The 14,109-nt window shown below is 56.5% G+C and carries 10 protein-coding genes and 5 tRNA genes; 1 reads left to right on the top strand and 14 read right to left on the bottom strand.

Annotation, left to right across the window (positions count from 1 at the left end):
• The first annotated feature begins 5 nt into the window (after positions 1 to 5).
• Entirely contained in the window at positions 6 to 1,544 is a 1,539-nt protein-coding gene (gene emrB / locus CSK29544_RS09050) for a multidrug efflux MFS transporter permease subunit EmrB (protein ID WP_004386444.1), read from the top strand.
• Between the two features lie 49 nt (positions 1,545 to 1,593).
• Here emrB and CSK29544_RS09045 read toward each other — a convergent pair whose 3' ends face one another.
• The 14 genes from CSK29544_RS09045 to recA all read right to left on the bottom strand — a co-directional run bounded on the left by CSK29544_RS09045 (position 1,594) and on the right by recA (position 14,043).
• The gene (locus tag CSK29544_RS09045) at positions 1,594 to 4,113 is read right to left on the bottom strand and encodes a bifunctional diguanylate cyclase/phosphodiesterase (protein WP_029039620.1); all 2,520 of its coding nucleotides are present in this window, start codon (positions 4,111 to 4,113) and stop codon (positions 1,594 to 1,596) included.
• 441 nt (positions 4,114 to 4,554) lie between these two features.
• The gene (luxS, locus tag CSK29544_RS09040) at positions 4,555 to 5,070 is read right to left on the bottom strand and encodes an S-ribosylhomocysteine lyase (RefSeq protein WP_004386442.1); all 516 of its coding nucleotides are present in this window, start codon (positions 5,068 to 5,070) and stop codon (positions 4,555 to 4,557) included.
• 152 nt (positions 5,071 to 5,222) lie between these two features.
• On the bottom strand, positions 5,223 to 6,779 hold the full coding sequence (gshA, locus tag CSK29544_RS09035; RefSeq protein WP_007894603.1) for a glutamate--cysteine ligase: 1,557 nt from the start codon (positions 6,777 to 6,779) through the stop codon (positions 5,223 to 5,225).
• Between the two features lie 92 nt (positions 6,780 to 6,871).
• On the bottom strand, positions 6,872 to 7,300 hold the full coding sequence (locus CSK29544_RS09030; protein ID WP_007894601.1) for a YqaA family protein: 429 nt from the start codon (positions 7,298 to 7,300) through the stop codon (positions 6,872 to 6,874).
• The gene (gene yqaB / locus CSK29544_RS09025) at positions 7,297 to 7,863 is read right to left on the bottom strand and encodes a fructose-1-phosphate/6-phosphogluconate phosphatase (RefSeq protein ID WP_029039619.1); all 567 of its coding nucleotides are present in this window, start codon (positions 7,861 to 7,863) and stop codon (positions 7,297 to 7,299) included. The genes CSK29544_RS09030 and yqaB overlap by 4 nt, the downstream gene beginning before the upstream one ends.
• 330 nt (positions 7,864 to 8,193) lie before the next feature.
• Positions 8,194 to 8,270 (bottom strand) — tRNA-Arg (locus tag CSK29544_RS09020).
• A 192-nt stretch (positions 8,271 to 8,462) separates the two neighbouring features.
• Positions 8,463 to 8,539, bottom strand: a tRNA-Arg gene (locus CSK29544_RS09015).
• Between the two features lie 57 nt (positions 8,540 to 8,596).
• A tRNA-Arg gene (locus tag CSK29544_RS09010) sits at positions 8,597 to 8,673 on the bottom strand.
• Between the two features lie 62 nt (positions 8,674 to 8,735).
• Positions 8,736 to 8,812 (bottom strand) — tRNA-Arg (locus CSK29544_RS09005).
• A gap of 4 nt (positions 8,813 to 8,816) precedes the next feature.
• Positions 8,817 to 8,909, bottom strand: a tRNA-Ser gene (locus CSK29544_RS09000).
• A gap of 310 nt (positions 8,910 to 9,219) precedes the next feature.
• Positions 9,220 to 9,405: a carbon storage regulator CsrA gene (gene csrA, locus CSK29544_RS08995; RefSeq protein WP_000906486.1), complete on the bottom strand. Its 186-nt coding sequence runs from the start codon at positions 9,403 to 9,405 to the stop codon at positions 9,220 to 9,222.
• A 243-nt stretch (positions 9,406 to 9,648) separates the two neighbouring features.
• Positions 9,649 to 12,276 (bottom strand): alanine--tRNA ligase, encoded by a 2,628-nt coding sequence (gene alaS, locus CSK29544_RS08990; RefSeq protein ID WP_007894598.1) that lies wholly within the window; start codon positions 12,274 to 12,276, stop codon positions 9,649 to 9,651.
• Positions 12,277 to 12,411: 135 nt separating this feature from the next.
• A complete protein-coding gene (recX, locus tag CSK29544_RS08985; RefSeq protein WP_029039217.1) occupies positions 12,412 to 12,909 on the bottom strand; it encodes a recombination regulator RecX in 498 nt (165 codons plus the stop codon).
• 69 nt (positions 12,910 to 12,978) lie between these two features.
• The gene (gene recA, locus CSK29544_RS08980) at positions 12,979 to 14,043 is read right to left on the bottom strand and encodes a recombinase RecA (protein ID WP_004387897.1); all 1,065 of its coding nucleotides are present in this window, start codon (positions 14,041 to 14,043) and stop codon (positions 12,979 to 12,981) included.
• Positions 14,044 to 14,109: the final 66 nt, after the last annotated feature.

Below are 14,109 nucleotides of genomic sequence, written 5' to 3'. Positions count from 1 at the left end.
GTTGTATGCAGCAACGTAAACCGCTTGAAGGGGCGCAACTGGTCGTCATGACCATCGCCCTTTCGCTTGCCACCTTCATGCAGGTGCTGGATTCCACCATCGCGAACGTGGCGATCCCGACGATCGCCGGTAACCTCGGTGCCTCGTTAAGCCAGGGCACCTGGGTTATTACCTCCTTCGGGGTGGCGAACGCCATCTCGATTCCCTTGACCGGCTGGCTTGCGAAGCGCGTCGGCGAGGTGAAGCTGTTCGTCTGGTCGACTATCGCGTTCGCGATTGCCTCCTGGGCCTGTGGCGTCTCAAACAGTCTGAACATGCTGATTTTCTTCCGCGTGATTCAGGGGATCGTGGCCGGGCCGCTGATCCCGCTCTCTCAGAGTCTGCTGCTGAGCAACTATCCGCCCGCCAAACGTTCGGTCGCGCTGGCGCTGTGGTCGATGACGGTGATCGTCGCCCCCATCTGCGGGCCCATTCTCGGCGGCTGGATCAGCGATAACTATCACTGGGGCTGGATATTCTTCATCAACGTGCCGATCGGCATCGTCGTGGTATTGATGACGCTGCAATCGCTGCGCGGGCGCGAAACCCGCACCGAGCAACGGCGCATCGACGCCGTGGGGCTGGGGCTGCTGGTGATAGGCATCGGTTGCCTGCAGGTGATGCTCGACCAGGGTAAAGAGCTCGACTGGTTTAACTCAACCGAAATCATCGTGTTGACCGTTGTGGCGGTAGTGGCGCTGAGCTTCCTGATTGTCTGGGAGCTGACCGACGAACATCCGATTGTCGATCTCTCGCTGTTTAAATCGCGCAACTTTACCATCGGCTGTCTGAGTATCAGTCTTGCCTATATGCTCTACTTCGGCTCGATTGTGTTGCTGCCGCAGCTGTTGCAGGAGGTCTACGGCTATACCGCGACCTGGGCGGGGCTGGCGTCGGCACCGGTCGGGATAATCCCGGTGATTCTCTCGCCGATTATCGGGCGCTTCGCGCACCGGCTGGATATGCGCCGCCTGGTGACATTCAGCTTTATTATGTACGCGGTGTGCTTCTACTGGCGCGCGTATACATTTGAGCCGGGAATGGATTTCGGGGCGTCGGCATGGCCGCAGTTTATTCAGGGCTTCGCGGTGGCATGCTTCTTCATGCCGCTCACTACCATCACCCTCTCCGGCCTGCCGCCGGAGCGGCTGGCGGCGGCGTCGAGCCTGTCGAACTTCTTAAGGACGCTCGCGGGCTCCATCGGCACCTCGATAACCACGACGCTGTGGACCAACCGGGAATCGATGCACCACGCGCAGCTGACCGAGTCGGTCACGCCGTTTAACCCCAACGCGCAGGAGATGTATAACCAGCTCCAGGGCATGGGAATGACGCAGCAGCAGGCGTCCGGGTATATTGCGCAGCAGATTACCAACCAGGGGCTGATTATCTCCGCCAATGAGATTTTCTGGGCGTCTGCGGGCGTGTTCCTCGTCCTGCTCGGGCTTATCTGGTTCGCGAGACCGCCTTTCGGCGCGGGCGGCGGCGGCGGTGGCGCTCACTGATGGTTCTGTAAAAAGGCCCGCACTGGCGGGCCTTTTTTATTGATGCGGATTATTCCTTCGCGGGGGGGATGCCCTGCTTACGCAATTGCGCGATGAGACGCTCCAGCGGCAGTGGCCGACACATCAGATATCCCTGGGTTTCATCGCATTGATACATTTTAAGCTGCGCCAGCTGCTCCGGCGTCTCCACGCCTTCCGCGGTGATGCTGAGTGAGAACGCTTTGCCAAGCCCGATGATATTCTCCACGATGCTGTTGGCGTTATCCGAGTGCGGCATGCCCGCCACAAAGGATTTATCAAGCTTAATGCCATCGAACGGGAACGTGCGCAGGTAGCTTAACGACGAATAGCCCGTGCCGAAATCATCGATAAGCAGCCGCACGCCGAGCGCTTTGAGGCCATTCATCAGCGCAAGACTCTGCTCAGGGTTTGAGAGCGTGGCGTTTTCCGTGACTTCCAGCTCCAGCCTTTCTGGCGCAAGCCCGGTCGTGTTCAGCACCTCCTGCACACGCTCCACCAGCCCTGGCGTTCGGAACTCCATCGCCGAAATATTCACGGAGACAGAAAGCCCGGGCATGTCGCGCTGCGCATCGCGGCAGGCGGCGTTCAGCACCCAGTCGCTGATGGCGATAATCAGCCCGGTCTCTTCGGCGAGCGGAATGAACTGATCCGGCATCAGCAGCCCGAGCGTCGGGTGATGCCAGCGTAACAGCGCTTCAACCGCCACCACCTTTTCAGCGTTGACGTCATAGCGCGGCTGATAGACCAGCCGGAACTGCTGCTCGCGGATAGCTTCACGCAGGCTGTTCTCCATTTCGCGGCGCTGGACAATCTGTTCGGCCATATCGGCGTTATAAAATACCCAGCCGTTGCGCCCGCGGCTTTTCGCTTTATAGAGCGCGATGTCCGAGAAGCGCAGCAGATCGGTCGCGTTTACCGCGTCCTGCGGCGCGAGCGCGATCCCCATACTGGCACCGATGAGGATCTCATGATCCTGCACGCTGAAGGGCCGGTTGAGCTCGGCAAGAATGCGCGCGCAGAGCTGCTCCAGCGCTTCCTTGCGTTCGATATCCGGGATAATCAGGATAAATTCATCGCCGCCCTGGCGCGCCACCAGATCGAAATCGCGCAGGCAGGCGCGCAGACGCTCGGAAACCTGATGCAGCAGTTCGTCGCCGACGCCGTGGCCAAAGAGATCGTTAACCGGTTTAAACTTATCGAGATCGAGGCTAATCATCGCCAGCGGATGCTCGCGCGTCGGGCGCGACTGAAGTTTGCCTTCCAGAAACTCTTTCATGCGCACCCGGTTAGGCAGGCCGGTCAGTTCATCATGCAGCGAGAGATACTGCACACGCGCCTGCGCTTCGACTTCAAGCGTGACGTCGGTCGCGGTGCCGCGAAAGCTTAGCCCGCCCTCCGGTGTGGCGATGGGCTTCGCCACCAGATTGCAGTAGCGCTGATGTCCCTGCGCGGACAGATAGCGGCAGTGGGTCATGTTGCGGTGTCCGCCGTGCCCCGGCTGATGGAACCACGCTTCCAGCGTCGCCCTGTCCTCCTGAATAAACTCGGTGACGCGCCGCCCTAACCAGTCGGCGATGCGATAGCCGGTAATGACCGGAAAACGCTCGGAAAGCCAGGTGAAGCGCAGCTCGTCGTCCGTTTCCCAGATCCAGTCGGTGGTCGCTTCCGCGACATCACGAAAACGCCGTTCGCTGGCAGCCAGCGCGAGCCGGTTTTGCTCCAGCAAAAAGGCATTTTCATCATTGAGCCGCGCTTTATTGAGCGCGTTACGCATGGAAATACCTGCGACCAGCCCCGTAAAACACATCAGGAAAATCAGCAGCGGCAGGATAACGACAATCAGGTTGTGGCCGGGATCTTCGCTGCGCCAGACCATCGTGACGTGGCCGTTGCCAAGCGGCAGGCTCAGCGTCACCTCACGGTAGCCGGGCGATGCGTCGCCGGGTTTACGCACATGCAGATCCTCAATGCCGTATTCGTGGCCCATCTGCGCGAGCTCCGCGCCACTCAGCACATCGATAAAAATCAGCAGCGACGGCGTGCCGGGTTCAGCGGCAACATTTTTGTCCCCGCCACTGCGTATCCAGGCGGCCCCCACCAGCGCGGGCTGGCCGTGGTATTCCATCGGCGTGATGACACAAGCCCCATCGGAGGCATCAAGCGCGGTGCGCAGACTGCTCAACACCGGCGCGCCTGTCCAGTGCTCCACTTTCTGGTGACTGAGTTTGCCGTTCACAACGCTGTAGCGGGTCGCATTGCTGCCATCAACGACAAAAACGCCGTCATAGCCGAACATCTCATAGAGCGATGCGCCCAGATTTCCGCGGTCCCACGCCCAGGTCACGTTGACCGCCTGATGCAAATTCAGGTAAGCCTCGCCCCAGTCAGAGTAGTCATTAAGCGTGGTTTTTATCGTATCCTGGCGATTTTGCAGGGCTTTTAATAACAGATGGCGGCTTTGTGCATCCGCGCGCTCGTTGATAGTATTCGCAATGTGCAGAAGAGAAAGCATCGCTATCAGGAAAAACAGCCCTAACAGAGCGCCCATAAAAAGTAATGTTCGCCGGATAAACCGGGTGGTATTTCCCGTCTCGTTACCGGATAAGTCAGAAACGCCGCGTCTGAATAAACCCCTCATTCCTCGTTCCCAGTCTGCAATAGCCTTGATAATAGTATGACGTCCGTGAAAAGATCTGCGCAGCGCGCGATATCATTATTATTCACGGTGTTACCCCTGAACGCATGACGCTGACGATATGCAAGACCGGACGCGGCCCGCCACGCATCTGCAACGCTGTTCAGGCTATTCGTTAAGGGGTTAATGATTGAAAACCGATATTTTATTTGACGGTCCTATTTTAAGGCTTACAAAAAATTTGTTTTAAGTCGCCTGGATGGCGCCAGGTGGCGCGTGAATATAACCGTTACGGCAATCATATAATAAAAAAGGAGCCATTAAGGCTCCCTTTTTATTATTTATTTTGACGGCTTACAGATGCAGTTCCTGTAATTTTTCTTTCGGCAGCGCCAGCGCATCATTGCTGTTAACGCCTACGCCGCGTTCGATAATGTGGCGGGCGATTTCCTGGGCCTCTTCCAGCGAGTGCATCTCATAAGTGCCGCACTGGTAGACGTTCAGCTCAGGGATCTGATTCTGCTCTTTGACTTTTAACACGTCCTGCATCGCCGCTTTCCAGGCGTCAGCCACGCGCTGCTCGTCAGGCTGGCCGATGAGGCTCATATAGAAACCGGTGCGGCAGCCCATCGGGGAGATATCGATGATCTCCACACCGTTGCCGTTCAGATGATCGCGCATGAAACCGGCAAACAGGTGCTCCAGCGTGTGAATGCCTTTTTCCGGCATCACTTCTTTGTTTGGCACGCAAAAACGCAGGTCGAACACGGTGATGGTATCGCCGTGCGGCGTGTTCATGGTTTTCGCCACACGTACCGCAGGCGCTTCCATACGGGTATGGTCAACAGTGAAGCTATCAAGCAATGGCATCTGATCACCTCCGAGTAGTGATTTTTTTAAATTTAACTGAACTTATGTTCGCGGGCCCGGTCTGAATCTATGAAAGACGCGCATTTGTTATCATCATCACTGAGTTCAGAGATGACAATTTGGCCACAGCGATGTGGCCTTTTTCTTTTGTGTCACGCCTGCTTCGCCAGCCATTCATCAAACGGTTCGGTATCCGCGGCCTCAATCTCACGCTGGCGCGCCAGCGACGCCGCCTGCTCCTGACGAAAATCTTCTTCATGCAACGCCTGCAACGGCTCTTCACGCAGCATGGTGCGGTAGCGATCCGCCAGCATCCGTCCGGTGCCGCCAATCCCGTTTTCAATCATCGAACGCAAAATCTGCGCCGAGTAAGTGAGCTCGGGATCGTCAAAGCAGGCCACCAGTCGGTCACAGACCTGCTGGTACTCCTGGCCGCCGTGAATGCCGTCGAGCGTTTGCGCCACGCGACGTAAATCGCGGAACAGATCTTTGCCCACTTTCTCCAGCGGGAACTGCGCCGTTTCGCAGCCGATGCCAAGCGTCAGCCCCGGCTTGCGGCCTTCCAGAATCACGCGGTTCCAGTTGGTGCGGGTACACAACAGCTCATCGCTGCTCATCTCCGGCGCATCCGCCAGCGCGCACCAGACCATAAAGAGATCGAGGAAACGCACCTGATTTTCATCAACGCCAATCGGCGAGAATGGGTTGATATCGAGCGAACGCACTTCGATATATTCAATACCGCCACGCAGCAGCGCATCGGACGGCGATTCGCCATCACGCGTGACGCGCTTCGGACGAATGGGCGCGTAGAGTTCATTTTCAATCTGCAAAATGTTGGTGTTGATTTGCAGATATTCGCCGTCTTTCTTCAGCCCCAGCTTCGCATACTCTTCCGACGGGGTTTTAATCGCGCGCTTCAATCCTGCCACATAACCGTGCAGATCGTTAAACGTAATCCCGAGATTGCTTTGCGATTTATTGGTATAGCCCAGATCGCTTAAGCGCAGCGACGTCGCATAAGGCAGGTAATACATGCCGCAGTCGGTTTTCTCAAACGGCAGTTTGGTCGGCTTGCCCTGCAGGAAAGACGAACAGATCGCCGGTGATGCGCCAAACAGGTACGGGATCACCCAGCCAAAACGGTAGTAGTTGCGGATCAGACGGAAATAGCCCGCTGAAATCGCCTCTTTACCGCTTTCGGCATCGTCCACCTGGCACTTCGCCTGCCAGAACGCCAGCGGCAGCGAGAAGTTATAGTGCACGCCGGAAATCGTCTGCATCAGCGCGCCATAGCGATTTTTCAGCCCTGAGCGATAGAGCGTTTTAAAACGCCCGATATTCGAGGAGCCGTATTGCGCGAGCTCAATGTCCTGCCCCTCTTTGATATAGCAGGGCATGCTGAGCGGCCACATGCGCTCGTCGCCGAGCGCTCTGGCGGTGTGGCGATGGATATCGCGCATAACCGTCAGCATGTGGTCGATATCGCCATCTACTGGCGTGATAAATTCCAGAAGGGCTTCGGCAAAGTCCGTCGTGATCCACTTATGGGTTAACGCGGCGCCCAGGCTTTCCGGATGCCCCGTGGTCGCCAGCTCGCCTTCGGGCGTGACGCGCAGTGTTTCGCGCTCAAGCCCACGGCGAATGCCTTTCAATGCCTCAGGATGCTCGGTTAGCCAGGCCAGCGCCTGTGATACGTCCGGGATCAAATTGACCTCCCGCCTGTCGTGTCGAAAATATTTTTATTAAGCATAATTGTAATGGTAAAGGTTGACGATGAAAGGTCGCTCAAACAATCCAATTAGTGCCACCACGTCATACCCTGTAAAGTCGCTGCTGCAATGATGATGTAGCGCAGCGCCTTGCCAAGGCACAGAAAAAAAATCACCAGCCCCCAGGGAAGACGCAGCCACCCTGCCAGCAGGCATAATAAATCACCGACTAAAGGCAGCCAGCTTAACAGCAGCGCCGGCGCGCCGAATCTTTGCAGCCAGCCCTGCGCGCGCTCCTGCCAGCGCGACGACTCGCGCAGCGGAAACAGCCGCCCAAGAATAACGTTAGTTAACCCCCCAAGGCTATTACCTATTGTTGCGGTTAATACCAAAAGCCAGGGGGCGGTTTTTACGCTAACCAACAGCGCCACCAGTACCGCTTCGGAACTGCCCGGCAGCAGCGTGGCGCTCAGAAAACTGCTGGTGAAGAGCGAGAGGAGCGACAGCGCGTCGCTCACAGCAAACGCACGTCCACGGCATCCATTCCCGCGAGACGCGCCGCTTCGAGACCGAAATCCGCGTCTTCAAACACGACGCATTTCTCAGGCGCGACGCCCATGAGCGTGGCACAGCGCAGGAACGTATCGGGAGCGGGTTTGTGATGCTGTACATGATCGGCGGCAACCACCGCGGTGAAATAGTGACGCAGGCCAAGATGCGCCAGCAGCGCTTCCGCCATCGCGCTTTCGCTGCCGGTGCCGACAGCCATAGGACGACGGCCATGCCACGCTTTAACGACATCAATGAGCGGCAGTGGACGCACCGTATCCAGCAGCATCGCCTGTACCGCCGCGTTTTTCTCACGCGCCAGCGCATGCGGACAGAGATCGGCCTGATTCAGTTCAATGACCGCCTGGGCGATGCGCCAGGTAGGCGAACCGTTCAGCGCGACCATCGCCTGCTCGTCAAACTGCATGCCGTAGCGGCCAAGAACGTCGCGCCAGGCTTTCCGGTGCGTCGGCTCGGTATCGAGGATGGTGCCATCCATGTCAAAAATCAGCCCGTCGTAACGCTCGTACATCATGTCCTCATCACCTGACCGCCAGGAATGTTACTTTAGCCTAAACCGTTAATGTTGTCGCTGTTAAGGCTTGCGGGCGATGGCGATGGCTTAAGGAATCAAGCTGGTAAAAGTGATTTCAGGGAAAGTATAAAAAGGGAAAGGAGGCGTTGCGAAATATCTTTGGCAGAGAAAGGGTATATTCAGGTGAGGAAATGGTGCATCCGGGAGGATTATTCGGCTTCGCCTCACCCTGACGGGCCGCTGCCAGGGCAGCGTTATCCTCCCTGGAATTCGCGATAATCATCGCATACCAGGTCACGTCATCATTGCTGATACTGTGCAGGAAGATGGTGCATCCGGGAGGATTCGAACCTCCGACCGCTCGGTTCGTAGCCGAGTACTCTATCCAGCTGAGCTACGGATGCATTGGGGATACTGCTTTACTGCGGTTCACATCATCATAAAGACAGCGTGAAAAATAATGGTGCATCCGGGAGGATTATTCGGCTTCGCCTCACCCTGACGGGCCGCTGCCAGGGCAGCGTTATCCTCCCTGGAATTCGCGATAATCATCGCTTACCAGATCACGTCATCATTGCCGATAACGTGGAGAAATATGGTGCATCCGGGAGGATTCGAACCTCCGACCGCTCGGTTCGTAGCCGAGTACTCTATCCAGCTGAGCTACGGATGCATTGGGGATACTGCTTTACTGCGGTTCACGTCATCATAAAGACAGCGTGAAAAATAATGGTGCATCCGGGAGGATTCGAACCTCCGACCGCTCGGTTCGTAGCCGAGTACTCTATCCAGCTGAGCTACGGATGCATCGGGAATACTGCTTTACTGCTGATATTAGTATCGCTACGAAAGCCATACTAAGTAAGAGATGGTGCATCCGGGAGGATTCGAACCTCCGACCGCTCGGTTCGTAGCCGAGTACTCTATCCAGCTGAGCTACGGATGCAAAATGGCGGTGAGGGGGGGATTCGAACCCCCGATGCAGCTTTTGACCGCATACTCCCTTAGCAGGGGAGCGCCTTCAGCCTCTCGGCCACCTCACCACACGCCTCTTACGAGTGCTTCGAAGAGCTTGTTTCCTCTCATCGTCGCTGCGTGGCGCACATATTACTTTCTGGGACTTATAAGTCAAACAATTTTTCCCGACTCTGTATCGTTTGCACAATTACCGCCCAATCCGCCTGTTTTGCCAACAAAAAGGCTGTTTTATCAACGCAAATGCGCTGCAACAGGGTCGTATCAAATGAGGAAAAGGGAAACGGAAAAGCGCGTCAAAAGACGGAGAAACAGGAAGAAGCGAGGAAGAAACCAAAAGGGGGATGCGCCTCGCCGGTATGAGCGAGACGCGACAACTCAGTAACTGGACTGTTGCGATTTTTCAGCCTGGATACGCTGGTAGATCTCTTCACGGTGTACAGATACCTCTTTGGGGGCGTTAACGCCAATACGTACCTGGTTGCCTTTTACCCCAAGAACTGTCACGGTCACCTCATCCCCAATCATGAGGGTTTCACCAACTCGACGAGTCAGAATCAGCATTCTTTGCTCCTTGAAAGATTAAAAGAGTCGGGTCTCTCTGTATCCCGGCATTATCCATCATATAACGCCAAAAAGTAAGCGATGACAAACACCTGAGGTGTAAGCAGTCACGGCATTACATTCTGTTAAACCTAAGTTTAGCCGATCCAGAAAAAATCAACCCGACTTTATCGTTATAGTTCGGGCACAGATAAAGACGCCATAACAACAATGCGTTATGGCGTCTTTACTGCCGTTTTGGTTTTACAGCTTCGCGGTTACCCAGCTTTCAACGCTGCCCAGCGCTGCGGGCAGCGCCGCGGCATCGGTGCCGCCTGCCTGCGCCATATCCGGGCGGCCACCGCCTTTACCGCCGACCTGCTGAGCGATCATGCCCACCAGCTCGCCAGCTTTGACGCGATCCGTCACATCTTTTGATACGCCCGCGATCAGAGAGACTTTCCCCTCCGCGACGGTCGCCAGCACGATAACCGAAGAACCCAGCTGATTCTTCAGATCATCAACCATCGTGCGCAGCATTTTCGGCTCGACGCCTGCAAGCTCGCTCACCAGCAGTTTCACGCCATTAATGTCCACGGCTTTGCTGCTGAGGTTAGCGCTTTCCTGCGCCGCCTGCTGTTCTTTGAGCTGCTGCAGCTCTTTTTCCAGCTGACGGGTGCGCTCAACCATCGCGCGAACTTTATCGTTCAGCGTCTGGCTGTCGCTTTTAAGCAGGTGAGAGAGTTCGTTCAGGCGGTCGTTCTGGGCATGAACCAGAGACAGCGCGCCTTCGCCGGTTACCGCTTCGATACGGCGCACGCCTGCGGCAGTGCCTGATTCAGAAACGATGCGGAACAGGCCGATATCGCCAGTGCGCGACGCGTGGATACCGCCGCACAGCTCGGTGGAGAAATCGCCCATGCTCAGTACGCGTACGCGGTCTTCATATTTCTCGCCGAACAGCGCCATCGCCCCTTTGGCTTTCGCCGTTTCCAGATCCATGACGTTGGTTTCAATCGGCAGATTACGGCGGATCTGGGCGTTGACCAGATCTTCCACCTTGCGGATCTCTTCCGGCTTCATCGCTTCGAAATGGGAGAAATCGAAACGCAGGCCTTTGTCGTTGACCAGAGAACCTTTCTGCGCGACATGGGTGCCAAGCACCTGGCGCAGCGCGGCGTGCATCAGGTGCGTCGCCGAGTGGTTGAGACGGATACGGTCGCGGCGCGCATGGTCCACTTCCGCTTTAACGCCCTCGCCCACTTTCAGAACGCCGCTGGCCAGCTCGCCAATATGACCAATCGCCTGACCATATTTCTGGGTGTCGTTAACGGTGAATGTAAAGCCGTTGCCTTTCAGCTCGCCTTTATCGCCCACCTGACCGCCGGACTCCGCATAGAAAGGCGTTTCATCCAGCACGACGACAGCCTGCTGGCCCGCTGTGACTTGCTCAACGGATTTGCCGTCGACAAACAGCGCGGTGACTTTCGCTGTCAGTTCGGTGTGATCGTAGCCTTTGAATTCTGACGCGCCGTCAACGCGGATCATCGCGTTGTAATCCGCGCCGAAACCGCTGGATTCGCGCGCGCGACGGCGCTGCTCTTCCATAGCGGCCTCAAAGCCCGCTTCGTCAACTTTAATGTTGCGCTCGCGGCAGACGTCCGCGGTCAGGTCAACCGGGAAGCCATAGGTGTCATACAGACGGAAAGCCGTTTCGCCATCGAGCGTGTCGCCGGTAAGCTTAGAAAGTTCTTCATCCAGCAGTGCCAGACCACGCTCTAGCGTGCGGGCAAACTGCTCTTCTTCGGTTTTCAGAACCTGTTCCACCTGCGCCTGCTGGCGTTTCAGCTCTTCGCCCGCCGCGCCCATCACGTCCACCAGCGGCCCAACCAGCTTGTAGAAGAAGGTGTCTTTCGCGCCCAGCATATTGCCGTGACGAATCGCCCGACGAATGATGCGACGCAGCACATAGCCGCGGTTTTCGTTAGACGGAATGACGCCATCCGCGATCAGGAATGCGCACGAACGGATATGGTCGGCGATAACGCGCAGCGATTTGTTGCTCAGATCGGTGGCACCGGTGACGTTCGCCACTGCCTTGATAAGCTTCTGGAACAGATCGATTTCGTAGTTGGAGTTAACGTGTTGCAGCACCGCGGCGATACGCTCAAGGCCCATTCCGGTATCCACGGACGGCTTCGGCAGCGGTTCCATGGTGCCGTCAGCCTGACGGTTAAACTGCATAAACACGATGTTCCAGATCTCAATATAACGATCGCCATCTTCTTCCGGGCTGCCCGGAGGCCCGCCCCAGATGTGGTCGCCATGATCGTAGAAAATCTCGGTGCACGGGCCGCACGGACCGGTATCGCCCATCTGCCAGAAGTTGTCAGACGCGTAAGGCGCGCCTTTGTTATCACCGATGCGGATGATGCGTTCGCGCGGGATCCCGACTTCTTTTTCCCAGATTTCGTAAGCTTCGTCATCGGTTTCGTAGACGGTTACCCACAGGCGATCTTTCGGCAGGTTAAACCACTGCTCACCGGTCAGCAGCTCCCAGGCGTACTGGATAGCGTCATGTTTGAAGTAGTCACCGAAGCTGAAGTTGCCCAGCATTTCGAAGAAGGTGTGGTGGCGGGCGGTGTAACCGACGTTTTCCAGGTCGTTGTGCTTACCACCAGCGCGCACGCAGCGCTGCGCCGTCGTCGCGCGGGAATAATTACGCTTGTCGAGACCAAGGAACACGTCCTTGAACTGGTTCATCCCGGCGTTGGTAAACAGCAAAGTCGGGTCATTATTCGGGACCAGAGAGCTACTGGCGACTACCTGGTGTCCCTTGCTATGGAAAAAGTCGAGAAACGCCTGACGGATCTCAGCGGTGCTCTTGCTCATAATTATCCTGAAATCAAGCTAACGAAATGTGTCACCCGAGTGGCGCAGCACGCTGCCGCCAGACCAGGCTAAACGGAAAAAAGTGGGAATAAGATAAGTTTTCTTTACAGGGAAGTAAAACCCCGCATGGGGTCATCACTCAAAATTTCGGTAGATCGCCTGGATATCTTCCATGTAATAGCCGCGATACAGTAAAAAGCGCTGGACTTTGGCTTTTTCGGGGAAGGTGCGCGGCAGCGGCGCGCCGAATTTACGCTCGGCCTGATCGCGGGCCTGTTGCTCCCAGTCCACCTCGCAGTCAGCGAAGGCGCTGTCGCACGCGTTTCGGGAGATACCCTTCTGCTGCAGCTCCTGGCGAATGCGTTGCGGCCCGTAGCCTTTGCGGCCACGGCTGGCGATATAGCGCTCGGCGAAACGCGCATCGTCGAGATAATGCTGCTCGTGGCACCACGCAATCACTTTCTCGATATCTTCCGGCGTCGCCTGCGCCTGCTCATCTTCATTTTTGCCCGGCAACACGTCACCAAGCTTGCGCCTGAGCTCTTGCTCGCTGTGGTCGCGCATCGCGAGTATTCGCATGGCGCGGTCAAGAAGGCGGGAGTAAGCGGAGCGGCGGGGAGTAGCGTCAGTCATAGGCGTGAATAACAGTGGCGAAGTTGAGGAGACAGAAAAAAGTAAGGGCTGCATCAGCAGCCCTTGAGATTAAAACTCTTCGTTGGTTTCTTCAACGCCGCCGTCGTTATCATCGACGGTGAAGTCAGGCGTAGAGTCCTGATTGTTGAGCAGCATGTCGCGCAGTTTCTTCTCAATTTCGTCAGCCATCGGCTTATTCTCTTTGAGGAAGTTGGTCGCGTTCGCTTTACCCTGGCCGATCTTCTCGCCGTTGTAGCTGTACCAGGCGCCCGCTTTTTCAATCAGCTTGTGCTTCACGCCAAGATCAACCAGCTCGCCGTAGAAGTTGATCCCTTCACCGTAGAGGATCTGGAACTCAGCCTGTTTAAACGGCGCAGCGACTTTGTTTTTCACCACTTTCACGCGGGTTTCGCTACCTACCACTTCCTCGCCCTCTTTCACCGCGCCGATACGGCGGATGTCGAGACGCACAGACGCGTAGAATTTCAGCGCGTTACCACCGGTCGTGGTTTCCGGGTTACCAAACATCACGCCAATCTTCATACGGATCTGGTTGATGAAGATAAGCAGGGTATTAGAGTTTTTCAGGTTACCGGCCAGCTTACGCATCGCCTGGCTCATCATACGTGCCGCGAGGCCCATGTGAGAGTCACCGATTTCCCCTTCGATTTCCGCTTTCGGCGTCAGGGCCGCAACGGAGTCGACCACCAGCACGTCTACCGCGCCGGAGCGCGCCAGCGCGTCACAGATTTCCAGCGCCTGCTCACCGGTGTCCGGCTGAGAGCAGAGCAGGTTATCGATATCTACGCCGAGTTTACGGGCATAGACGGGATCGAGCGCGTGCTCTGCGTCGATAAACGCACAGGTTTTACCCGCGCGCTGTGCTGCGGCAATCACCTGCAGCGTCAGCGTGGTTTTACCTGAAGATTCCGGGCCGTAAATTTCCACGATACGCCCCATCGGCAGACCACCCGCTCCCAGCGCGATGTCCAGGGAGAGAGAGCCGGTGGAGATCGTTTCCACATCCATGGTGCGATCTTCACCCAAACGCATGATGGAGCCTTTGCCGAATTGCTTCTCAATCTGGCCGAGTGCTGCCGCCAACGCCTTCTGCTTGTTTTCGTCGATAGCCATTTTTACTCCTGTCATGCAGGGTGAGCCCAATTGCGCCACGCTGCGAATTTGTTTCGTTGGTGCAAT

This window comes from Cronobacter sakazakii, assembly GCF_000982825.1.
GTDB classification, from domain to species: Bacteria; Pseudomonadota; Gammaproteobacteria; order Enterobacterales; family Enterobacteriaceae; genus Cronobacter; species Cronobacter sakazakii.
The sequence above is the reverse complement of the archived record's forward strand: the minus strand, read 5'-3'. Positions and strand labels throughout refer to the sequence as shown.